Here is a 21,874-nt window from a genome sequence, read left to right on the forward strand (position 1 = left end):
TTCATTTGCAATGGAGTCATGCAATGTCTGAAACCCCTGGAAAACTTCGACTGGGAGCACTGGTTGCCCTGGTAGTTGGTTCAATGATAGGTGGAGGGATTTTTTCTTTGCCACAGAACATGGCCGCCAGTGCTGACGTCGGCGCCATTCTGATTGGCTGGGCCATCACCGCCGTGGGTATGCTGACGCTCGCTTTTGTGTTCCAGACCCTGGCCAACCGCAAGCCTGACCTCGACGGTGGTGTCTACGCCTATGCCAAGGCCGGCTTCGGCGACTACATGGGCTTTTCTTCCGCCTGGGGCTACTGGATCAGCGCCTGGCTGGGCAACGTCGGCTATTTCGTCCTGCTGTTCAGCACCCTGGGTTACTTCTTCCCGGTCTTCGGTGAGGGCAACACGGTGGCTGCAGTGATTGGCGCCTCTGTCCTGCTCTGGGCCGTCCATCTGCTGGTGCTGCGCGGGATCAAGGAAGCCGCCTTCATCAACCTGGTCACCACCGTAGCCAAGATTGTGCCGCTGGTGCTGTTCATCCTGATTGCCGTGTTCGCGTTCAAACTGGACATCTTCACCGCCGACATCTGGGGCCTGAAAAACCCTGACCTGGGCAGCGTGATGGATCAGGTGCGCAACATGATGCTGGTCACCGTCTGGGTGTTCATCGGCATTGAAGGTGCGAGCATTTTCTCGGCGCGTGCGGAAAAACGCAGTGATGTGGGTAAGGCCACGGTGATCGGCTTTATTTCCGTGCTGCTCATTCTGGTGCTGGTGAACGTGCTGTCGCTGGGCATCCTGACTCAACCGGAACTGGCCAAGCTGCAGAACCCGTCGATGGCCGCCGTGCTCGAGCATGTGGTGGGTAAATGGGGGGCGGTACTGATCAGTGTCGGCCTGATCATTTCCCTGCTTGGTGCGCTGTTGTCATGGGTGCTGCTGTGTGCGGAGATCATGTTCGCCGCCGCGAAGGACCACACCATGCCGGCCTTCCTGCGCAAGGAAAACGCCAACCAAGTGCCGGTCAATGCGCTGTGGCTGACCAACGCCATGGTTCAGGTGTTCCTGATCATCACACTGTTCTCGGCCAGCACTTACCTGTCGCTGATCTACCTCGCCACCTCGATGATTCTGGTGCCATACCTGTGGTCGGCCGCCTATGCCCTGCTGTTGGCGGTACGCGGCGAAACCTATGAAGGCGCGGCGGGTGAACGGCAGAAGGATCTGATCATCGGCGCCATCGCGTTGATTTACGCGGTCTGGCTGCTCTATGCCGGCGGTATCAAGTACCTGCTGCTCTCGGCCCTGCTCTACGCACCCGGCGCCATCCTGTTCGCCAAGGCCAAGCTGGAACTCGACAAACCGGTGTTCACCAACGTCGAGAAACTGATTTTCGCCGCGGTGGTCGTGGGCGCGCTGGTAGCGGCCTACGGTCTCTATGACGGCTTTCTGACCCTGTAATTTGTAGCTGGAGGATCACTGAAATGACCACGGAAAAAGTTAAGTACGGCGTCCATTCCGAAGCCGGCAAATTGCGCAAAGTCATGGTTTGCTCCCCCGGGCTTGCCCACCAGCGTTTGACCCCGAACAACTGCGACGAACTGCTGTTCGACGACGTACTGTGGGTGGCTCAGGCCAAGCGCGACCATTTCGATTTCGTCACCAAGATGCGTGAGCGCAATGTCGATGTGCTGGAAATGCACAACTTGTTGACCGACATCGTCGCCATCCCCGAAGCCCTGGACTGGATTCTGCAACGCAAGATCACCGCCGATTCGGTGGGCCTGGGCTTGATCAATGAAACGAGTTCATGGCTGCGCAGCCTGGAGCCGCGCAAGATCGCCGAGTTCCTGATTGGCGGGGTCTCTGCCGATGACCTGCCGGACAGTTTCGGCGGCAAGACCATCCAGATGTTCCGTGAATTCCTCGGCCACTCCAGCTTCATCCTGCCGCCGCTGCCCAACACCCAGTTCACCCGCGACACCACCTGCTGGATCTACGGTGGCGTCACCCTCAACCCTATGTACTGGCCGGCGCGTCGCCAGGAAACCCTGTTGACCACCGCCATCTACAAATTCCATCCGCAGTTCACCAACGCCGAATTCGAAATCTGGTATGGCGACCCGGACAAGGACCACGGCAGTTCCACCCTCGAAGGCGGCGACGTGATGCCGATCGGCAACGGCGTGGTGTTGATCGGCATGGGCGAACGCTCATCCCGCCAGGCCATCGGCCAACTGGCGGTCAACCTGTTCAAGAACAAAGCCGTCGAGAAGGTCATCGTCGCCGGCCTGCCGAAATCCCGCGCGGCGATGCACCTGGACACCGTGTTCAGTTTCTGCGACCGCGATGTGGTGACGATCTTCCCGGAAGTGGTGAACCAGATTGTTGCCTTCACCCTTCGCCCCGACGAAAGCAAACCGGGCGGCATCGACATCCGTCGCGAAGAAACCAACTTCCTCGACACCGTGGCCAAGGCCCTCAACCTCAAGGCCCTGCGCGTCGTCGAAACCGGCGGCAACAGCTTCGCCGCCGAACGCGAGCAATGGGATGACGGCAACAACGTGGTGGCCGTGGAACCGGGGGTGGTCATCGGCTACGACCGCAATACCTACACCAATACTCTGCTGCGCAAGGCCGGGGTGGAAGTGATCACCATCAGCGCCGGCGAACTCGGACGCGGTCGCGGCGGCGGCCACTGCATGACCTGCCCGATCATCCGCGATCCGATCGACTACTAACCTATTAACTTCGGCCCACACTTACCGAGTGTGGGCCGAAGGGATAACCGACACCTTAGGAGATCCAAAATGGCGTTCAATATTCATAACCGCAATCTGCTGAGCCTGGAACACCACACCCCTCGCGAATTGCGTTACCTGCTCGACCTGTCCCGCGACCTCAAGCGCGCCAAATACACCGGCACCGAACAGCAGCACCTCAAGGGCAACAACATCGCGCTGATCTTCGAAAAAACCTCGACCCGCACCCGCTGTGCGTTCGAAGTCGCGGCCTATGACCAGGGTGCCAACGTCACCTACATCGATCCCAACTCTTCGCAGATCGGCCACAAGGAAAGCATGAAGGACACCGCCCGCGTACTGGGGCGCATGTACGACGCGATCGAATACCGTGGCTTCAAACAGGAGATCGTCGAAGAACTGGCCAAGTTTGCCGGGGTCCCGGTGTTCAACGGTTTGACCGATGAATATCACCCGACGCAAATGATTGCCGACGTGCTGACCATGCGTGAACACGCCGACAAACCGATCCACGACATCAGCTACGCCTACCTCGGCGACGCCCGCAACAACATGGGCAATTCGCTGCTGCTGATCGGCGCCAAGCTCGGCATGGACGTGCGCATCTGCGCGCCGAAAGCCTTGTGGCCGGCGGACGATCTGGTGGCACGCTGCAAACAGTACGGTGAAGAAAGCGGTGCCCGCATCACCCTCACCGAAGACCCGAAAGCCGCCGTCAAAGGCGTGGACTTCATTCACACCGATGTCTGGGTGTCGATGGGCGAACCCGTGGAGGCCTGGGCCGAGCGCATTCAGCAACTGCTGCCTTATCAGGTCAACGCCGAACTGATGAAAGCCACCGGCAACCCGCGCACCAAGTTCATGCACTGCCTGCCGGCCTTCCACAACAGCGACACCAAGGTCGGCAAACAGATCGCCGAGCAGTATCCACACCTGAAGAACGGTATCGAAGTGACCGATGACGTCTTCGAGTCGCCGGCCTGCATTGCCTTCGAGCAAGCGGAAAACCGCATGCACACCATCAAGGCGATTCTGGTGTCGACGCTGGCTGATTTGTAAGGACTGCCCCCAAACGATCGTTCCCACGCTCTGCGTGGGAATGCCGCCACGGACGCTCCGCGTCCGATGTGACGCGGAGCGTCACCAGATGCATTCCCACGGGGACCGTGGGAACGATCCAGGATCACCGACTCTAAAAGGACAACCACCATGCGTATCGTCGTTGCACTGGGCGGTAACGCCCTGCTCCGTCGGGGTGAACCGATGACCGCTGACAACCAGCGCGCCAACATCCGGATCGCCACCGAGCAGATCGCCAAGATCCACGCCGGCAACCAACTGGTCATCGCCCACGGCAATGGCCCGCAGGTCGGGCTGTTGTCATTGCAGGCCGCGGCCTACACCTCGGTTTCTCCCTATCCGCTGGACGTGCTCGGCGCTGAAACCGAAGGCATGATCGGCTACATCATCGAACAGGAACTGGGCAACCTGCTGGACTTCGAAGTGCCGTTCGCGACCCTGCTGACGCAGGTCGAAGTCGATGCCAATGACCCGGCCTTCCAGAACCCCACCAAACCCATCGGCCCGGTGTACACCAAGGCCGAGGCAGAAAAACTGGCTGCCGAAAAAGGCTGGGCAATCGCCCCGGACGGCGACAAATATCGCCGGGTAGTCGCCAGCCCCAGACCGAAACGCATCTTTGAAATACGCCCGATCAAGTGGCTGCTGGAAAAAAGCAGCATCGTGATTTGCGCCGGCGGTGGCGGCATTCCGACCATGTACACCGCCCCCGGCAAGCTCGAAGGTGTCGAGGCGGTCATCGACAAGGACCTGTGCTCGGCGCTGCTGGCCGAACAGCTTGAAGCCGACTTGCTGGTGATCGCCACCGACGTCAACGCGGCGTTTGTCGACTTCGGTAAACCCACCCAGAAATCCATCGCTCAGGCTCACCCGGACGAAATGGAAAAACTCGGCTTCGCCGCGGGCTCCATGGGACCAAAGGTGCAGGCAGCCTGCGAGTTCGCACGCCATACTGGAAAAGTCGCGGTGATCGGCTCACTCGCCGACATCGAATCGATCGTCCAGGGCAAGGCTGGCACCCGCATCAGCACCGCGACACCTGGCATTACCTACCTGTAAGGAGAGACGTGAATGGCACAATTCGAGCCGGGACACTTGCACATCGAACGTCATGCGCTGACCCCGGATGATGTCAGCTACAACGTGCACCTCGATTATGAAGTCAGCAAGAATGCCAAAGGGGAAAAAGGCATCCAGTTCACCTTGCATGGCAGCATTCAGGGCAAGGACGTGTCGGAGCCGTTCTTCCTGCCGAAAGAGGAAGCCTACAACTTCGCCAGCAACGTGACGAAAATCGCCGAAAAGTACGGAATTCCCAAGACCCACAGCCAGATCGGCTCTGTCCACAAGCATTACGATCTGATGTTTGAAGACATCCGGCAGCAGTTGAATATGAAATCCGGCGACCCGGTCAACCTCGAACACTTCGAATAACTCAGGTACCTCTGCTGATCGTTCCCACGCTCCGGCGTGGGAATGCATCCCTTGAAGCTCCGCGTCAGTGTGGATGCGGAGCGTCCATGGCAGCGCTACCACGCAGAGCGTGGGAACGATCATCATCCCGCTCTGGATTTCACCTTACCTCTGCTCCAAGGCATACTTGCCACCCTCCGTAATCCAGAACCCGAAAGCGTCCCATGCGTATCCACGTCAGCTTCATCGACCGCGTCGGCATTACCCAGGAAGTCCTGGCCCTGCTCGGTGGGCGCAATCTCAATCTGGATGCGGTGGAAATGGTCCCGCCCAACGTCTATATCGACGCGCCGACCCTGAGCCCGCAAGTGCTCGAAGAGTTACGGGATGCGCTGTTCAGCGTGCGCGGCGTGCAAGCGGTCACCGTGGTCGACATCCTGCCCGGCCAGCGCCGACACCTGCAGCTCGATGCGTTGCTGGCGGCCATGACTGACCCGGTGCTGGCATTGGACAGCGCCGGCAAAGTGCTGCTGGCCAACCCGGCATTGATCGCCCTGTACGGTCGCGAACCGGCCGGTGAAAGCATTGCCGAGCTGTTTTCCGATCCGGCGTTGCTCGACGCCCTGCTCGAACACGGTTTTCGTCTGCCGCTGCGCGAAATCACGGTCAACGGCCAGACTTTATTGCTGGATGCCACGCCCATCACCGACGCTGGCGCGTTGCTGACCCTCTATCAACCCAATCGCATTGGCGAACGGCTGTCGGCGCTGCACCACGACCACGCCGAAGGTTTCGATGCGCTGCTGGGTGAATCGCCGGTCATTCGCACGCTCAAAGTCCGCGCACAACGGGTGGCGGCCCTCGATGCGCCGCTGTTGATCCAGGGCGAAACCGGTACTGGCAAGGAGCTGGTGGCCCGCGCCTGTCACGCCATCAGTGCGCGGCACAGCTCGCCGTTTCTGGCGTTGAACTGTGCGGCCTTGCCGGAAAACCTCGCCGAAAGCGAGCTGTTCGGCTATGCACCCGGCGCCTTCACCGGCGCGCAACGGGGCGGCAAGCCGGGGCTGATGGAGCTGGCCAACCAAGGCACGGTATTTCTCGACGAGATCGGCGAGATGTCGCCGTACTTGCAGGCCAAATTGCTGCGTTTTCTCAACGACGGCAGCTTCCGGCGGGTGGGCGGTGATCGCGAGGTCAAGGTCAACGTACGGATCCTCAGTGCGACCCACCGCGACCTGGAAAAAATGGTCAGCGAAGGCCTGTTTCGCGAAGACCTGTTCTATCGGCTCAACGTGCTCAATGTCGAAGTGCCGCCGCTGCGCGAACGTGGCCAGGACATCCTGTTGTTGGCCCGCTATTTCATGCAGCAGGCGTGCGCCCAAATCCAGCGTCCGGTCTGTCGCCTGGCGCCGGGCACTTATCCGGCTTTGCTCGGCAACCGCTGGCCGGGCAATGTGCGGCAACTGCAAAACGTAATCTTCCGCGCCGCCGCCATCTGCGAAAGCAGCCTGGTGGACATCGGCGACCTCGACATCGCCGGCACCTCGGTGGCACGCCAGAGCGATCAGGACGTCGACAGCCTGGAACAGGCCATGGACGCGTTCGAGAAAAACCTGCTGGAAAAACTCTACGTCAGCTACCCCTCGACCCGCCAACTGGCCAGCCGCCTGCAAACCTCGCATACCGCCATCGCTCATCGGTTGCGCAAGTACGGCATCCCCAATAAGCCGTAGAGCGTTTGATTGATCGTTTGATGATCGTTCCCACGCTCCGCGTGGGAATGCAGCCCGGGACGCTCTGCGTCCCACAGCGTGACGCAGAGCGTCACAAGAGGCATTCCCACGCAGAGCGTGGGAACGATCTATTCAAAAGCGACCTCCACCTGTACTGAAAGCGCTACAGCGGAACGATATCGCTACACTCCGCCCCGATCACGGCTGCGCAAGGCTTTGATCCACCTCAGCTTTTATCCTTGATAATTGCCGTATCGATTTCGCTACAGCGCCCCCTCACCCTGGAACTCCGAATCCCGCTAAATCATTGATCCAAATAAGAAAAACAACATTGGCCGTATTCTTGCTAAGTAGACGCACATAACCAGGGCATCGCCCAAGCATTCAATCGCGTCCACCAGACGAGTCTGGCCCCTTAGGAGTTTCCATGAGCGAGTTGCGTTTTACTGAAGATCACGAATGGCTGCGCACCGAAGCTGACGGCAGCGTCACAGTCGGTATCACCGCTTTCGCCCAGAACGCCCTGGGCGACGTGGTTTTCGTACAACTGCCTGAGCTGCAGTCCTACGACAAAGGCGCCGAAGCCGCCACCGTGGAATCGGTAAAAGCCGCCAGTGGCGTGTACATGCCGCTGGACGGCGAAGTGCTGGAAGTCAACCCGGCGCTGGACAGCAGCCCTGAGCTGGTCAACGAAGATCCGCTGGGCGAAGGCTGGTTCTTCCGTTTCAAGCCAAGCGACGCCAACGCTGTCGGCCAACTGCTGGATCAGGACGCCTACGACCGCCTGATCAAAGCCCAAGCCGAAGCCTGAGGAGCACTGACATGACGCAAATCAATTTGACGACCGCCAACGAATTCATCGCCCGTCACATCGGCCCGCGCGCCGGTGACGAGCAAGCCATGCTCAACAGCCTGGGCTTCGATTCCCTGGAAGCCCTGAGCGCCAGCGTGATTCCCGACAGCATCAAGGGCACCAGCGTACTCGGCCTGGAAGACGGTCTGAGCGAAGCCGATGCCTTGGCGTTGATCAAGTCCATCGCCGGCAAGAACCAGCTGTTCAAGACTTTCATCGGCCAGGGTTACTACGGCACCCACACGCCGTCGCCGATCCTGCGCAACCTCCTGGAAAATCCAGCCTGGTATACCGCTTACACCCCGTACCAGCCAGAAATTTCCCAAGGCCGTCTCGAAGCGCTGCTGAACTTCCAGACTCTGATCAGCGACCTCACCGGCCTGCCGATCGCCAACGCTTCACTGCTCGACGAAGCCACTGCCGCTGCCGAAGCCATGACCTTCTGCAAACGCTTGAGCAAGAACAAAGGCAGCCACCAATTCTTCGCCTCCGCGCATTGCCACCCGCAGACTCTTGACGTGCTGCGCACCCGTGCCGAGCCGTTGGGCATCGACGTGGTGGTTGGCGACGAGCGTGAACTGACCGACGTGACGCCGTTCTTCGGTGCCCTGCTGCAGTACCCGGCAAGCAACGGTGACGTGTTCGACTACCGCGAACTGACCGAGCGCTTCCACGCCGCCAACGCTCTGGTGGCCGTGGCCGCCGACCTGCTGGCCCTGACCGTGCTGACCCCGCCGGGCGAATTCGGCGCCGACGTGGCCATCGGCAGCGCGCAACGCTTTGGCGTACCGCTGGGCTTCGGTGGCCCGCACGCGGCGTACTTCTCCACCAAAGACGCATTCAAGCGTGACATGCCGGGCCGTCTGGTCGGTGTTTCCGTGGACCGTTTCGGCAAGCCGGCCCTGCGCCTGGCCATGCAAACCCGCGAACAACACATCCGCCGCGAGAAGGCCACGTCCAACATCTGCACCGCGCAAGTGCTACTGGCCAACATCGCCAGCATGTACGCTGTTTACCACGGCCCTAAAGGCCTGACCCAAATCGCCAATCGCGTCCATCACCTGACCGCGATCCTGGCCAAGGGCTTGACCGCTCTGGGGCTGAACGTCGAACAGGAAAACTTCTTCGACACCCTGACGATCAATACCGGCGCCGACACCGCCAGACTGCACGATCAGGCGCGCGCCCAGCAGATCAACCTGCGCGTCGTCGACGCTGAACGTCTGGGCCTGTCCCTTGACGAAACCAGCACCCAGGCCGACGTTGAAACCCTGTGGAGCCTGCTGTCCAACGGCAAGACCCTGCCGGACTTCGCCGCCCTCGCCGCCTCGGTGCAGAGCACCATCCCGGCCACCCTGGTACGTCAGTCGCCAATCCTCAGCCATCCGGTGTTCAACCGCTATCACTCGGAAACCGAGCTGATGCGCTACCTGCGCAAGCTGGCCGACAAAGACCTGGCCCTGGATCGCACCATGATCCCGCTGGGTTCGTGCACCATGAAGCTCAATGCTGCCAGTGAAATGATCCCGGTGACCTGGGCTGAATTCGGCGCCCTGCACCCGTTTGCCCCGGCCGAGCAAAGCGCCGGTTATCAGCAACTGACCGACGAACTCGAAGCGATGCTCTGCGCCGCCACCGGTTACGACTCGATCTCGCTGCAACCGAACGCCGGTTCCCAAGGTGAATACGCGGGTCTGTTGGCGATTCGCGCCTACCACCAGAGCCGTGGCGAAGACCGTCGCGACATCTGCCTGATCCCGTCGTCGGCCCACGGCACCAACCCGGCCACCGCACAAATGGCCGGCATGCGCGTTGTCGTCACCGCCTGCGATGCCCGTGGCAACGTCGACATCGAAGACCTTCGCGCCAAGGCCATCGAGCACCGCGAACACCTCGCCGCGCTGATGATCACCTACCCGTCGACCCACGGCGTGTTCGAAGAAGGCATCCGCGAAATCTGCGGCATCATTCATGACAACGGCGGCCAGGTGTACATCGACGGCGCCAACATGAACGCGATGGTTGGCCTCTGCGCGCCAGGCAAGTTCGGCGGCGATGTCTCGCACCTGAACCTGCACAAAACCTTCTGCATCCCGCACGGCGGTGGCGGCCCGGGCGTCGGCCCGATCGGCGTGAAATCGCACCTGACTCCGTTCCTGCCGGGCCACGCCCAGATGGCACGCAAGGAAGGCGCGGTCTGCGCGGCACCGTTCGGTAGCGCAAGCATTCTGCCGATTACCTGGATGTACATTCGCATGATGGGTGGCGCAGGCTTGAAGCGTGCTTCGCAGCTGGCGATCCTCAACGCCAACTACATTTCCCGTCGCCTGGAAGAGCACTACCCAGTGCTGTACACCGGCAGCAACGGCCTGGTGGCGCACGAGTGCATCCTTGATCTGCGTCCGCTGAAAGACAGCAGCGGCATCAGCGTTGATGACGTAGCCAAACGCTTGATCGACTTCGGCTTCCACGCCCCGACCATGTCGTTCCCGGTGGCCGGTACCTTGATGATCGAGCCGACCGAAAGTGAATCCAAGGAAGAACTGGACCGCTTCTGCGACGCCATGATCCGCATCCGTGAAGAAATCCGCGCGGTGGAAAACGGCACCCTGGACAAGGACGACAACCCACTGAAAAACGCCCCGCACACGGCGGCGGAGCTGGTCGGTGAGTGGTCGCACCCGTACAGCCGCGAACAAGCGGTGTACCCGGTTGCCTCGCTGATCGAAGGCAAATACTGGCCACCGGTCGGTCGTGTCGACAACGTGTTCGGCGATCGCAACCTGGTCTGCGCCTGCCCGTCGATCGAAAGCTACGCTTAATCAGATGAGGGGGCGGGTTTGCTCGCCCCCGCGTTTAAGAACACCACAAAACCCTGTGGGAGCTGGCTTGCCAGCGATAGCGGTGGGTCAGTCGACATTTTTGCTGCCTGATCCATCGCCATCGCTGGCAAGCCAGCTCCCACAAGGAATGCATCACGCCTGAATTCCGCCAACTCCTATAACAAGAAACCGGAGAACAACCATGTCTTTAAGCGTGTTCGACCTGTTCAAGATTGGCATCGGCCCCTCCAGCTCCCACACCGTCGGTCCGATGCGCGCAGCCGCGCGTTTCGTCGAAGGCTTGCGCCGCGAAAAACTGTTGGCCGCGACCACCTGCGTCAAAGTTGAGCTGTACGGTTCACTCGGCGCCACCGGTAAAGGCCACGGCAGCGACAAAGCCGTGCTGCTGGGGCTGGAAGGCGAACACCCGGACACCGTCGACACCGAAACCGTGGCCGCACGCCTGCAAGCCATTCGTGGCAGCGGACAGCTGAACCTGCTCGGCGAACACAGCATTGCATTCAATGAAAAAGAACACCTGGCGATGATTCGCAAACCGTTGGCTTACCATCCCAACGGCATGATTTTCCGTGCATTCGACGCAGCCGGGCTGCAAATCCGCAGCCGCGAGTACTACTCGGTCGGCGGCGGTTTTGTCGTCGACGAAGACGCCGCCGGCGCCGACCGCATCGTCGAAGACGCCACACCCCTGACATTTCCCTTCAAAACCGCCAAGGAACTGCTCGGTCACTGCGCCACTTACGGCTTGTCCATCAGCCAGGTGATGCTGACCAACGAAAGCGCCTGGCGCCCGGAAGCGGAGACCCGTGCCGGCCTCCTGAAAATCTGGCAGGTCATGCAGGACTGCGTCGCCGCCGGCTGCCGCAACGAAGGCATCCTCCCCGGAGGCTTGAAGGTCAAGCGCCGGGCCGCCGCGCTGCATCGGCAGCTGTGCAAAAACCCGGAATCGTCCTTGCGTGACCCGCTCTCGGTGCTGGACTGGGTCAACCTGTACGCCCTGGCGGTCAACGAAGAAAACGCCAACGGCGGACGCGTCGTCACTGCGCCCACCAATGGTGCAGCCGGGATCATTCCTGCCGTCCTCCATTACTACATGCGCTTCATCCCGACCGCGAATGACGACGGCGTCGTGCGTTTTTTGCTGACCGCGGCGGCCATCGGCATTTTGTACAAGGAAAACGCCTCGATCTCCGGCGCCGAAGTCGGCTGTCAGGGCGAAGTGGGCGTCGCCTGCTCAATGGCGGCCGGTGCCCTGTGCGAGGTCCTGGGCGGCACCGTGCAGCAAGTCGAAAACGCCGCGGAAATCGGCATGGAACATAACCTCGGCCTGACTTGCGACCCGATTGGCGGGTTGGTGCAAGTGCCTTGTATCGAACGCAATGCCATGGGTTCGGTCAAGGCCATCAATGCCGTGCGCATGGCCATGCGTGGTGACGGTCAACATTTCGTTTCCCTCGACAAGGTCATTCGCACCATGCGCCAGACCGGCGCCGACATGAAAAGCAAATACAAGGAAACCGCCCGTGGCGGTTTGGCGGTCAACATTATCGAGTGCTGATGCGCGCTCATCTGCACTCTTCTTCAGGAGCTGAATATGTCCACCGAACAACTGTTGAAAACCCCGTTGCATGCTCTGCACATCGAACTCGGCGCGCGCATGGTGCCGTTCGCCGGCTATGACATGCCTGTGCAATATCCCTTGGGCGTGATGAAAGAACACCAGCACACCCGCGATCAGGCCGGTCTGTTCGATGTGTCGCACATGGGCCAGATTCGCCTGACCGGCGCCAATGCCGCCAAGGCCCTGGAAACCCTGGTTCCGGTGGATATCATCGACTTGCCCGTGGGCATGCAGCGTTATGCAATGTTCACCAACGAAAGCGGCGGCATCCTCGACGACCTGATGGTCGCCAACCTGGGTAACGACGAACTGTTCCTGGTGGTCAACGCTGCCTGCAAGGATCAAGACCTGGCGCATCTGCGCAAGCACATTGGCGAGCAGTGCACCATCGAGCCACTGTTCGAGGAGCGCGCCCTGCTCGCCCTCCAAGGACCGGCGGCCGTGACGGTACTGGCACGTCTGGCACCGGAAGTGGCGAAGATGACCTTCATGCAGTTCGCCCGGGTAAAACTGCTGGGTGTGGACTGTTTTGTCAGCCGCTCGGGTTACACCGGCGAAGACGGTTTCGAAATTTCCGTGCCGGCCGCCAACGCCGAAGCCCTGACCCGCGCACTGCTGGCGGAACCGGAAGTTGAAGCCATTGGCCTCGGCGCGCGTGACTCCCTGCGCCTGGAAGCTGGCTTGTGCCTGTACGGCCATGACATGAACACCGACACCACCCCCATCGAAGCCAGCCTGTTGTGGGCCATTTCCAAGCCGCGTCGGGCCGACGGTGCGCGTGCCGGTGGTTTCCCGGGGGCTGAAACCGTATTCGCCCAGCAACAGGGCGGAGTCAGCCGCAAACGTGTCGGCCTGCTACCGCAGGAACGGACGCCAGTGCGCGAAGGGGCAGAGATCGTCAACGAAGCCGGCGAGATCATCGGCAGCGTCTGCAGTGGTGGTTTCGGGCCAACCTTGGGTGCGCCATTGGCCATGGGTTACATCGACAGCGCGTACGTCGCGATCGATACACCCGTCTGGGCGATTGTTCGTGGGAAAAAGGTGGCTTTGCTTGTAAGCAAAATGCCATTTGTTCCACAACGCTACTACCGCGGCTGATTGACTGTTCCTATAAGTAACGCAGTTGCGTTTAAAACGCACTAATGTGTAACGCAACTGCCATAAAATAGTGCATCGTTTGGCTTTAAGCTTCGATTATGAACTTTGCTTATAACGATCGAAAACAATTGAACAGCTCTGTCGCATAAGCCAGCACTAGTTGGCATATCAGGCCGTCAACGTGAGCAAATCCGGGCCTTTCACAGGGCTTGTTTTTTCTCCCGTAGTTGGCGTAGAGTTTGTTCACTGTGTTTGCATGGGTCGCTTGGAATCGTGACCTGGGCAGTAGCCTACAAGTTAGCTACATCCCGTTCGACGTCTTCTTACTCTCCTGCAACCAGCCCCAGTACTCTTTCATGAGAAGGAGACTGTCATTAATTTTTGCGTCAAAGGAAATAAGAAATGTCCCAACGTCAGAGCGGTACCGTCAAGTGGTTTAACGACGAGAAAGGTTTTGGTTTTATCACTCCTGAAAGCGGTCCGGATCTGTTCGTGCATTTCCGCGCCATCCAGGGCAACGGCTTCAAGAGCCTGAAAGAAGGCCAGAAAGTGACTTTCGTCGCCGTGCAGGGCCAGAAAGGCATGCAGGCTGATGAAGTACAAGCAGAAGCCTAATCTTCTGTAACGAAAAAGCCCCCGATGCTGACATCGGGGGCTTTTTTGTGCGCGTAAATCCGTAAAATGGCTTCTTTTTACACCGAGAGCCCGCCATGTCGAAACACCTGCTGAAGCCCCAGGGCGAATTTCCTGCCGCGGGCCTGGGTCGTCGCCTGGCAGCGATGTTCTATGACTTCCTGCTGTGTACGGCCCTGCTGATCGTCACCAGCGGCATCTACAAGATGATTCAGATGGCGATCATCGGCGAAGAGAAAATGCGCACCCTGACCGAATCCGGCGCACTGGATGGCGACCCGCTGCTCTCGACCGTATTGTTTTTTGTACTGTTCGGCTTCTTCGCCAAGTTCTGGACTTACTCCGGCCAGACCCTGGGGATGCAGGTCTGGAGTATCCGCGTACAGAATGCCGATGGATCATCCATCAGCCTGTGGCAGGCGCTATTGCGCTTTGTGGTGTCGATCGCATCGCTGCTGTGTGTGGGCCTGGGGTTCATCTGGTCGCTGTTCGACAAGCAGCAACGCAGCTGGCATGACATCTACTCCGACACCCAGCTTGTGCGCATTCCGAAGAAGACCAAATAATTTTCCGACACAGAAACCACTGTGGGGAGCGAGCTTGCTCGCTCCCCACAGTTTTTTAGTTGGCGGGAGTATCTTAAGCGTTACCGGCCAGTTTCATCCGCGCCGCCTGAGTGAAATCGAGCATCCGCTTCAACGGGCGAATCGCTTGAGGAATCAGGGCCGGGTCGACGAAGATCTCATTCGTCCCTTCCTTCAGGCTCTTGAGCGTGCGCTCAAGGGTGTTCATGGCCATCCACGGGCAGTGTGCGCAACTGCGGCATGCGGCGCCGTTACCCGCTGTAGGCGCCTCGATGAACACCTTGTCCGGGCACAACTGCTGCATCTTGTAAAAAATGCCGCGATCGGTCGCGACGATCAGCGTTTTGTTCGGCAGGGTCTGTGCCGCCGCAATCAACTGACTGGTCGAACCCACAGCATCCGCCAACTCGATGACCGAGGTTGGAGACTCAGGGTGCACCAGGATCGCCGCATCCGGATACAGCGCCTTCATGTCTTCGAGCTGCTTGGACTTGAATTCCTCGTGAACGATGCACGCACCGTCCCACAGCAACATGTCAGCACCGGTTTGACGTTGAATGTAGGTGCCCAGGTGCTTGTCCGGCCCCCAGATGATGGTTTCACCGTTGTCCATCAGGCTTTCAACGATCTCCAGTGCGCAGCTGGAGGTCACGACCCAGTCCGCCCGGGCTTTGACCGCCGCCGAGGTGTTGGCATAAACCACGACCGTGCGCTCTGGATGCTGGTCGCAGAAGGCGGAAAACTCATCGACCGGGCAACCCAGATCCAGCGAACAGGTCGCCTCCAGTGTCGGCATCAGGATGCGCTTTTCGGGATTGAGGATCTTGGCCGTCTCGCCCATGAATTTCACACCGGCGACCACTACGGTCTTGGCCGGGTGAGCATTGCCGAAGCGGGCCATCTCCAGCGAGTCGGAGACACAGCCACCGGTTTCTTCGGCCAGGGCCTGAATGACCGGATCGCAATAGAAGTGAGCCACCAACACTGCGTCCTGAGCTTTGAGCTCGGCAGCGATGGCGGCACGGTAATGGGCCTCCTCTTGCGCGGTCAGCGGCTTGGGCTGCTTGGCGTCGAGGTGGGCTTGAACCAGAAGGCGTTCGGAAATCTGCGTCATGTTCGCAAGACCTGCAGGCGCATTCGCGCGAAAGTCGAGTATACACCCGGCTCCGGACCCTTCAGGGTACCGCCGGGAAATTGAGTATTCATCAGGCACGGACAGCGTTGAAGCTGCGCAAGGCTACAGAATATCCGGTGGATGCAAAAGATGATTCTGACTTGCGTCAGTTCGGTGCAGCCCAAGGCTTGGGCAAACACAAATCGCGGGCAAAAAAAAATCCGGAAATCCTCACTTTCGTGGGCCTTCCAGACTTTTAAAACAGCTTGAAAATGGTGGGTCGTGTGGGATTCGAACCTACGACCAATTGGTTAAAAGCCAACTGCTCTACCAACTGAGCTAACGACCCGCTGTGTGGTGGCGCGTATAATACTGATTTTTAAGGACTATTCAACACCTATTTTAAAAAAAATCAAAAATAAGGTGTTGGATCGCTGATTCCGGCCGCCGCAAAGCCTTCAGCACGCAGCCGGCAGCTGTCGCACTTGCCGCATGCACGGCCTTCATCATCAGCCTGATAGCAGGAAACGGTCAGGCCGTAGTTGACGCCAAGCTGGGTGCCAGCCTGGACAATCTGCGCTTTGCTGAGGTTTTGCAGCGGCGCCTGAATGCGAAAGCCATCGCCCTCTACACCCGCCTTGGTCGCCAGATTGGCCATGCGCTCGAATGACTCGATGAACTCGGGACGGCAGTCCGGGTAGCCGGAGTAATCCACTGCGTTGACACCGATGAAGATGTCGCGTGCGCCGAGCACTTCAGCCCAGCCCAACGCCAGTGACAGGAAAACCGTGTTGCGCGCTGGCACGTAAGTCACCGGAATGCCTTCGCCCAACTCCTCTGGAATATCGATGCTGGTGTCGGTCAGCGCCGAGCCGCCCATGCCATTGAAATTGAGACCGATGACCTTGTGCTCGATCACCCCCAAATCCCGGGCGACACGTTCGGCCGCGTACAGTTCGGCGTGAGACCGCTGACCGTAGTCGAAGCTCATGGTGTAGCAGCGATAACCTTCGGCACGCGCCATGGCTACGACGGTTGCCGAGTCCAGGCCACCGGAAAGCAGGATAACCGCACGTTTTTCCGTAGTGTTCAGTTGTTCAGTCATCTCAGCGCCCCGGCTCGTCATTCCAAAGATACTTGTGCAGCTGCAATTGCAAGCGTACCGGCAGATTATCCGCCACCACCCAGTCTGCAAGATCCCGAGCATTCAGATCATGGTGACTTGGCGAAAACAGGACCTCACCAGCGCGCTGGTCAAGACCATACTGGATCAGCTTGGATACGGACCAGTCATAGTCTTCGCGGGAACAGATGACAAATTTCACCTGGTCGTTCGGCGTCAGCAGCTCGATGTTTTCATAGCGATTGCGATGCGCTTCCTTCGAACCCGGAGTTTTCAGGTCGACAACGCGACTGACCCGGGAATCTACCGCCGAGATGTCGATAGAGCCACTGGTTTCCAGTGACACTTCGTAACCGGCGTCGCACAAACGCTTGAGCAACGGGATGGCGTTGGGTTGCGCCAGGGGCTCGCCGCCCGTGACACAGACATAACGCGGACGGTAACCGGCAACCTGCTCGAGGATATCGTCGAGCGTGCGGATGGTTCCGCCAGTGAAGGCATAGGCGCTGTCGCAGTATTGGCAACGCAGAGGGCAACCGGTCAGGCGCACAAAAACTGTGGGCAGGCCAGCCGTCCGCGTTTCACCCTGCAACGAGTAAAAAACTTCGGTAATTCTCAATGTGTCTTGCATAGTCGCCACGGGCGTAACAGCTAAACAGGCTGTCCGCCTCCGTCAGGCACTTCAAGGAACCCCGGCAATGCGCAGATCCCAAAAAGCGTGTTTCATAAAAAGGGCGTGAATTCTAACGAAAAAACCCGCGGCAAGCGCGGGTTTCTTCGAAAGGGCTCAAACAGCCTTACATTTTCTGCAGATCGCGTTGGGCCAACTGAGCAGCGGAAGTGCCCGGATATTGGGACACCACCTGCTGCAGAATGCCTTTTACCCGGTCGGTGTGACCCAGGCGGCGCTCTACATCAGCAAGCTTGTACAGCGAATCAGGCACTTTGGCGTGTTTCGGGTAAAGCTGCGAAACCTTGGCAAACGCCTGGCCTGCACCTTGCAGATCACCCTTGGCCAGGTTCACTTCACCCAACCAGTACTGGGCATTACCCGAGTATTGGCTATTCGGGTATTTGCGCAGGAATGCGGCGAAGGCCTGGCTGGCCTTGTCGAAATCCTTGGCTTTGATCAGGTCGAAGGCGGCATCGTAATAGAGCTTTTCCTTCGCCGGATCCGCCGGTTCACCGCCTGCCGCAGGTGCTTGAGCGGCGGCCGCCCCTGCACTCGCGCCAGCGGCTGCAGCAGGGGCATTCAGATCGCCACCGCCGGAAGAATTCTCAGGAGTCGCGGCTGGTGCAACGCCGGTTCCTATGCGCCGATCAAGATCCTGATATCGCTCCAGGTTTTCCTGCTTCATGCGCGCTACATCATTTTGCAGAACTTCAATTGCACCTTGCTGGCGCTCGATCTGTTGCTGCATTGATTGCAGTTGGTTGAACAGCTCGCCCTGTGCCGAGACAGGGGCCGAAACCCCTCCCCCGGCATAGGCGCCGTTCGTACCGTAACCTGCAGGCGGATAACTGCTCCCGCTATTGTTATAGCCGGAGTCATTATCGACCACAGGAACCGCAGCCCACGCCGAAAGCGACGCGAGACTGAGAGCCAGAACAGTTACAGCACGACGGCACGTTCGCATGACGAATTACTTACGCAGTTCGACGCGACGGTTTTGAGCCCAGGACTGCTCGTCGTTGCCGGTAGCAACTGGACGCTCTTCGCCGTAGGAAACCAGTTCCAGCTGAGCTGGGGAAACGCCTTGCAGTACCAGGTAGCGTTGAACGGCTTTCGCACGACGCTCGCCCAGTGCCATGTTGTACTCACGAGTACCACGTTCGTCGGTGTTGCCTTCCAGTACAACGCGAGCGCCGTTTGCTTTCAGGTCTTTGGCGTGAACGTCCAGAGCGCGCATGGCTTCTGGCTTCAGGTCCGAGCTGTCGTATTCGAAGTAGAAAGTGGTGATAGCGCGCAGAGCAGCTTCTTCGCTCAGGGAGCCGTCAACTGCGCCAGTGTTTGCGCCGTAACCAGCGTTTGGATCTACAGCGCCTTCACCGGCATTGTCGCCGCCTTTGGACGAGCAACCTACAGCTACAGCCATGGCCAGAGCCAGCGCAGCAAATTTACCAAACTTCAGCATTTCCATCGTGAAACTCCTAATGAACCCCAGTGTGTTAAGTAAAACGTATAGCGCCGCGTCAGTTCAGGTAAGGGGACCAGGAAGGTTCTCTGACTTCGCCTTGTGCGGTAGGAAGCGGGAGCCTTACGCGTCCATTGATGGACACGAGCATCAAGACTCCCCGGCCCTGCTGGCGGGTGGCGTAGATTACCATGGTGCCGTTGGGCGCAACAGTAGGCGACTCGTCCAGAGTGCTATCAGTGAGGATTTTTACACTACCGCGCTGCAAATCCTGAGCCGCCACTTTGAAATTGGTGAAACCATCCTGGCGGTGAATCATGACCAGGGTCTTTTCATCAGCCGACAGTTTTGGGTTGGCGTTGTAGTTACCCACGAACGTCACACGCTCCGCACCGCCGCCACCCACGCTGGTTTTGTAAATCTGCGGTTTGCCGCCACGGTCGGAAGTGAAGTAGATGGTCGAGCCATCCTTGCCCCAGAACGGTTCGGTGTTGATGCCCGGGCCGTTGGTGACACGGGTGATCTGACGCGAACCGAGGTTCATCACGTAGATGTCCGGGTTGCCGTCCTTGGACAGGACGAACGCCAGGCGATTGCCATCCGGCGACCAGGCAGGGGCACCGTTCAGGCCTTCGAAGTTGGTGATCTGCTCACGGCGACCGGTGTCGATGTTCTGCATGAACACTCGAGGACGCTTCTGCTCGAACGAGACGTAAGCGATGCGCTTGCCATCCGGTGCGAAACGCGGCGACAGGATCGGCTCGCGCGATTGCAGCAGGGTCACGGCACGGGCACCGTCATAGTCCGAACGTTGCAGCGTGTAGCGCGTGTTCTTCTCGGAGAAACGCTCGGCCGTCACGTACAACAGGCGGGTCGAAAAGGCACCTTTGATACCGGTGAGCTTTTCGAACGACTGATCGGCGATGTAGTGCGACATGTCGCGCAATTGGTCGACGCCGCCAGACACGCTGCCCGTCAGCACTTGCTGCTCGGTGGCAACGTTGAACAGTGCGTATTGCACCTGCAGGCGACCGCCCGCCGGAACAATGCTGCCGACCATGACGTACTGGGCGCCAAGCGCCTTGAAGTCACGGAAGATGATTTCGCTGGCCTGGCTTGGCTGGCTGATCATGTTCTGCTTTGGAATCGGCGAGTAGTAACCCGAGTTACGCAGGTCGTTACCGATGATTTCCGCCATGTCGTCCGGCAGCACGCTGCCGCCCTGGTTACCGAACGGCACAACGGCGATCGGGGTTGCCCGATCACTGCCGCTGGTGACCAGAATGTTTTTTTCATCTGCCATCGCCAATCCTGCCATGCAGCAGATAGCGACGAGCATTCCTCGAAGAAGGTTTCTCACAAGGCTAGATCCTCAGGTGTGAATGTCATCTTGAATGAACGATACGGAGCGAAATCACTCGGCTTCATTCCCTGCATTTCTGTCAAACGTCCAATATTCTTCACCGCTGCCACAGCCGATGCGTCGAACGGACCGTCGCCACTGGACTTGGCCACGCTGACCGAAGTCACCGTACCGTCCGGCAACATGCCGATTTGCAACACGACCGTCATGCCTTTGCGGGCCGAAGGTGGACGAGCCCAGCCTTCCGCTGCACGAGCGCGAATCAGGTCATCGAAACTGCCGGCGACTTCGTCACCCTGCTCATCGGCCAAGGCCTGCTGACGCTGCGGCGTGTCGGAAAGCAAATCTGCCAGGGCCTGAGCCTTTTTGTCTTCGGCGGATTTACGTGCCGCTTCCTGCGCTTTCTTCTTCGCAGCATCGGCAGCAGCTTTCTTCTTCGCTTCATCGGCGACTTTCTTCTTCGCCTCTTCAGCTTCAGCTTTCTTCTTGGCGTCTTCCGCGGCTTTCTTCTTCGCGTCTTCGACGATCTTTTTCTTCGCTTCTTCAGCGGCCGCTTTCTTGGCCTCTTCTTCAGCAGCCTTCTTGGCTTCTTCTTCCGCTTTCTTCTTGGCTATATCAGCCAATTGTTTCTCTTCTGCCTTCTTGGCTTCGGCGGTCTTCTTCGCTTCATCGGCTTTCTTGGCTTCATCAGCCTTTTTCGCCTCTTCCGCTTTCTTCGACTCGTCGGCCTTCTTGGCTTCCTCGGCCTTTTGAGCCGCTTCTTCTTTCTTTTGTTCCGCAGCCTTCACCGCTTCCTGCTCGACCTTTTTCTGCTCCATCTGCTCGACTTCGGTCTGGCGCGCGGCGGATTTCTTCGCCTCACCCGCAATCTTCTGATTGGTCTGGGTGGTCGCCTGACTTTTCGATTTCAGCTGGTACAGGGTCGCCTGGACAATCGGCTTGGCCGGCGGCAACTCCGGGGTAAAGGCGAAACTGACAAACAGCATGCCGAACACCAGCACGTGCAAGCCAATCGCCCAGACACTAGGCCAGAAGTAGCTTTCCGAGGCGGACGGCTCTCGCTGTTGCTGCATCAGGGCGCCTCGGTAATCAAGCCAACATTACCGACGCCGGCCTTCTGCAACCCGCCCATGGCGCCCATGACAGAGCCGTAGTCGACACTCTTGTCGCCGCGAATGAAGACCTGGGTACGCTTGCCGCCTTCGTTGCCGACGCGAATGATCTTGGTCACCGCATCGGTCATCTGCGGCAGGGTCATGGCCCTGTCCTGTTGCTTCTCGGTGTCGACTTCGCTGCCAAGGTTCCAGTAATAGGTCTTGTCAGACTTGATGGAAATGGTCAGGACCTGGGTGTTGTTGTCCTGCGGCAAGGCTTCGCTGGAAACCTTGGGCAGATCAACTTTCACGCCCTGATTGAGCATCGGCGCGGTCACCATGAAGATGACCAGCAGCACCAGCATCACGTCGATGTAAGGCACTACGTTCATCTCGGCGACCGGCTTGCGCTTGTTTCGTGCTCGAGCGATTAAA

At 59.1% G+C, this 21,874-nt stretch carries 21 protein-coding genes and 1 tRNA gene; 13 read left to right on the top strand and 9 right to left on the bottom strand.

Annotation, left to right across the window (positions count from 1 at the left end; all coding sequences use genetic code 11):
* Positions 1 to 23: 23 nt before the first annotated feature.
* From arcD to D8U73_RS23250, 12 genes are all read left to right on the top strand, one after another.
* Complete coding sequence (gene arcD / locus D8U73_RS23195) at positions 24 to 1,451, top strand: arginine-ornithine antiporter (protein ID WP_056852642.1); 1,428 nt, start codon at positions 24 to 26, stop codon at positions 1,449 to 1,451.
* A gap of 23 nt (positions 1,452 to 1,474) precedes the next feature.
* Complete coding sequence (arcA, locus tag D8U73_RS23200; RefSeq protein ID WP_056852643.1) at positions 1,475 to 2,731, top strand: arginine deiminase; 1,257 nt, start codon at positions 1,475 to 1,477, stop codon at positions 2,729 to 2,731.
* A 69-nt stretch (positions 2,732 to 2,800) separates the two neighbouring features.
* Entirely contained in the window at positions 2,801 to 3,811 is a 1,011-nt protein-coding gene (locus D8U73_RS23205; protein ID WP_056852644.1) for an ornithine carbamoyltransferase, read from the top strand.
* Positions 3,812 to 3,961: 150 nt separating this feature from the next.
* The gene (arcC, locus tag D8U73_RS23210; protein WP_056852645.1) at positions 3,962 to 4,891 is read left to right on the top strand and encodes a carbamate kinase; all 930 of its coding nucleotides are present in this window, start codon (positions 3,962 to 3,964) and stop codon (positions 4,889 to 4,891) included.
* Between the two features lie 12 nt (positions 4,892 to 4,903).
* Positions 4,904 to 5,266 carry a DUF5064 family protein gene (locus D8U73_RS23215; protein WP_056852646.1) on the top strand — a complete coding sequence of 121 codons (363 nt, stop codon included), beginning with the start codon at positions 4,904 to 4,906 and terminating at the stop codon, positions 5,264 to 5,266.
* 203 nt (positions 5,267 to 5,469) lie between these two features.
* Positions 5,470 to 6,978 carry a sigma-54-dependent transcriptional regulator gene (locus D8U73_RS23220; protein ID WP_056852647.1) on the top strand — a complete coding sequence of 503 codons (1,509 nt, stop codon included), beginning with the start codon at positions 5,470 to 5,472 and terminating at the stop codon, positions 6,976 to 6,978.
* A 427-nt stretch (positions 6,979 to 7,405) separates the two neighbouring features.
* Positions 7,406 to 7,789, top strand: coding sequence for a glycine cleavage system protein GcvH (gcvH, locus tag D8U73_RS23225; RefSeq protein ID WP_056852648.1), 384 nt, complete (start codon positions 7,406 to 7,408; stop codon positions 7,787 to 7,789).
* 11 nt (positions 7,790 to 7,800) lie between these two features.
* Positions 7,801 to 10,653, top strand: coding sequence for an aminomethyl-transferring glycine dehydrogenase (gene gcvP, locus D8U73_RS23230; protein WP_056852649.1), 2,853 nt, complete (start codon positions 7,801 to 7,803; stop codon positions 10,651 to 10,653).
* A 202-nt stretch (positions 10,654 to 10,855) separates the two neighbouring features.
* Positions 10,856 to 12,232, top strand: a complete 1,377-nt coding sequence (locus D8U73_RS23235) for an L-serine ammonia-lyase (RefSeq protein ID WP_056852650.1) — start codon at positions 10,856 to 10,858, stop codon at positions 12,230 to 12,232.
* Positions 12,233 to 12,268: 36 nt separating this feature from the next.
* Positions 12,269 to 13,393, top strand: a complete 1,125-nt coding sequence (gene gcvT / locus D8U73_RS23240) for a glycine cleavage system aminomethyltransferase GcvT (RefSeq protein ID WP_056852651.1) — start codon at positions 12,269 to 12,271, stop codon at positions 13,391 to 13,393.
* A 402-nt stretch (positions 13,394 to 13,795) separates the two neighbouring features.
* Positions 13,796 to 14,008 carry a cold shock domain-containing protein gene (locus D8U73_RS23245; protein WP_003175786.1) on the top strand — a complete coding sequence of 71 codons (213 nt, stop codon included), beginning with the start codon at positions 13,796 to 13,798 and terminating at the stop codon, positions 14,006 to 14,008.
* A 95-nt stretch (positions 14,009 to 14,103) separates the two neighbouring features.
* Positions 14,104 to 14,592 (top strand): RDD family protein, encoded by a 489-nt coding sequence (locus D8U73_RS23250; protein ID WP_056852652.1) that lies wholly within the window; start codon positions 14,104 to 14,106, stop codon positions 14,590 to 14,592.
* Positions 14,593 to 14,665: 73 nt separating this feature from the next.
* Here D8U73_RS23250 and nadA read toward each other — a convergent pair whose 3' ends face one another.
* On the bottom strand, positions 14,666 to 15,724 hold the full coding sequence (gene nadA, locus D8U73_RS23255; protein ID WP_056852653.1) for a quinolinate synthase NadA: 1,059 nt from the start codon (positions 15,722 to 15,724) through the stop codon (positions 14,666 to 14,668).
* A gap of 80 nt (positions 15,725 to 15,804) precedes the next feature.
* On the opposite strand from nadA, the gene D8U73_RS23260 reads away from it, so the two are divergent.
* Positions 15,805 to 15,984, top strand: a complete 180-nt coding sequence (locus D8U73_RS23260; protein ID WP_130905893.1) for a hypothetical protein — start codon at positions 15,805 to 15,807, stop codon at positions 15,982 to 15,984.
* 13 nt (positions 15,985 to 15,997) lie between these two features.
* On the opposite strand, the gene D8U73_RS23265 is transcribed toward D8U73_RS23260, so the two are convergent.
* The 8 genes from D8U73_RS23265 to tolR form a co-directional block, all read right to left on the bottom strand.
* A tRNA-Lys gene (locus D8U73_RS23265) sits at positions 15,998 to 16,073 on the bottom strand.
* A 63-nt stretch (positions 16,074 to 16,136) separates the two neighbouring features.
* Entirely contained in the window at positions 16,137 to 16,829 is a 693-nt protein-coding gene (gene queC / locus D8U73_RS23270; RefSeq protein WP_056852654.1) for a 7-cyano-7-deazaguanine synthase QueC, read from the bottom strand.
* A gap of 1 nt (position 16,830) precedes the next feature.
* A complete protein-coding gene (gene queE / locus D8U73_RS23275; RefSeq protein WP_056852655.1) occupies positions 16,831 to 17,478 on the bottom strand; it encodes a 7-carboxy-7-deazaguanine synthase QueE in 648 nt (215 codons plus the stop codon).
* A 166-nt stretch (positions 17,479 to 17,644) separates the two neighbouring features.
* A complete protein-coding gene (gene ybgF / locus D8U73_RS23280; RefSeq protein ID WP_056852656.1) occupies positions 17,645 to 18,484 on the bottom strand; it encodes a tol-pal system protein YbgF in 840 nt (279 codons plus the stop codon).
* A 6-nt stretch (positions 18,485 to 18,490) separates the two neighbouring features.
* A complete protein-coding gene (gene pal, locus D8U73_RS23285) occupies positions 18,491 to 18,988 on the bottom strand; it encodes a peptidoglycan-associated lipoprotein Pal (protein WP_003178634.1) in 498 nt (165 codons plus the stop codon).
* Positions 18,989 to 19,040: 52 nt separating this feature from the next.
* Complete coding sequence (gene tolB, locus D8U73_RS23290; RefSeq protein WP_056852657.1) at positions 19,041 to 20,342, bottom strand: Tol-Pal system beta propeller repeat protein TolB; 1,302 nt, start codon at positions 20,340 to 20,342, stop codon at positions 19,041 to 19,043.
* Positions 20,339 to 21,418, bottom strand: a complete 1,080-nt coding sequence (gene tolA, locus D8U73_RS23295) for a cell envelope integrity protein TolA (protein ID WP_056852658.1) — start codon at positions 21,416 to 21,418, stop codon at positions 20,339 to 20,341. Before tolA ends, tolB begins: the two co-directional genes overlap by 4 nt.
* A complete protein-coding gene (gene tolR / locus D8U73_RS23300) occupies positions 21,418 to 21,870 on the bottom strand; it encodes a protein TolR (RefSeq protein WP_162130368.1) in 453 nt (150 codons plus the stop codon). The genes tolA and tolR overlap by 1 nt, the downstream gene beginning before the upstream one ends.
* Between the last annotated feature and the right edge of the window lie 4 nt (positions 21,871 to 21,874).

Source organism: Pseudomonas sp. Sample_22, assembly GCF_004307635.1.
In the GTDB taxonomy this organism is placed as follows: Bacteria; Pseudomonadota; Gammaproteobacteria; order Pseudomonadales; family Pseudomonadaceae; genus Aquipseudomonas.

Excerpts from the sequence above, each read along its gene's own strand:
- arcD (WP_056852642.1), top strand. The coding sequence starts at position 24 with ATGTCTGAAACCCCTGGAAAACTTCGACTGGGAGCACTGGTTGCCCTG.
- arcA (WP_056852643.1), top strand. The coding sequence starts at position 1,475 with ATGACCACGGAAAAAGTTAAGTACGGCGTCCATTCCGAAGCCGGCAAA.
- D8U73_RS23205 (WP_056852644.1), top strand. The coding sequence starts at position 2,801 with ATGGCGTTCAATATTCATAACCGCAATCTGCTGAGCCTGGAACACCAC.
- arcC (WP_056852645.1), top strand. The coding sequence starts at position 3,962 with ATGCGTATCGTCGTTGCACTGGGCGGTAACGCCCTGCTCCGTCGGGGT.
- D8U73_RS23215 (WP_056852646.1), top strand. The coding sequence starts at position 4,904 with ATGGCACAATTCGAGCCGGGACACTTGCACATCGAACGTCATGCGCTG.
- D8U73_RS23220 (WP_056852647.1), top strand. The coding sequence starts at position 5,470 with ATGCGTATCCACGTCAGCTTCATCGACCGCGTCGGCATTACCCAGGAA.
- gcvH (WP_056852648.1), top strand. The coding sequence starts at position 7,406 with ATGAGCGAGTTGCGTTTTACTGAAGATCACGAATGGCTGCGCACCGAA.
- gcvP (WP_056852649.1), top strand. The coding sequence starts at position 7,801 with ATGACGCAAATCAATTTGACGACCGCCAACGAATTCATCGCCCGTCAC.
- D8U73_RS23235 (WP_056852650.1), top strand. The coding sequence starts at position 10,856 with ATGTCTTTAAGCGTGTTCGACCTGTTCAAGATTGGCATCGGCCCCTCC.
- gcvT (WP_056852651.1), top strand. The coding sequence starts at position 12,269 with ATGTCCACCGAACAACTGTTGAAAACCCCGTTGCATGCTCTGCACATC.
- D8U73_RS23245 (WP_003175786.1), top strand. The coding sequence starts at position 13,796 with ATGTCCCAACGTCAGAGCGGTACCGTCAAGTGGTTTAACGACGAGAAA.
- D8U73_RS23250 (WP_056852652.1), top strand. The coding sequence starts at position 14,104 with ATGTCGAAACACCTGCTGAAGCCCCAGGGCGAATTTCCTGCCGCGGGC.
- nadA (WP_056852653.1), bottom strand. The coding sequence starts at position 15,724 with ATGACGCAGATTTCCGAACGCCTTCTGGTTCAAGCCCACCTCGACGCC.
- queC (WP_056852654.1), bottom strand. The coding sequence starts at position 16,829 with ATGACTGAACAACTGAACACTACGGAAAAACGTGCGGTTATCCTGCTT.
- queE (WP_056852655.1), bottom strand. The coding sequence starts at position 17,478 with ATGCAAGACACATTGAGAATTACCGAAGTTTTTTACTCGTTGCAGGGT.
- ybgF (WP_056852656.1), bottom strand. The coding sequence starts at position 18,484 with ATGCGAACGTGCCGTCGTGCTGTAACTGTTCTGGCTCTCAGTCTCGCG.
- pal (WP_003178634.1), bottom strand. The coding sequence starts at position 18,988 with ATGGAAATGCTGAAGTTTGGTAAATTTGCTGCGCTGGCTCTGGCCATG.
- tolA (WP_056852658.1), bottom strand. The coding sequence starts at position 21,418 with ATGCAGCAACAGCGAGAGCCGTCCGCCTCGGAAAGCTACTTCTGGCCT.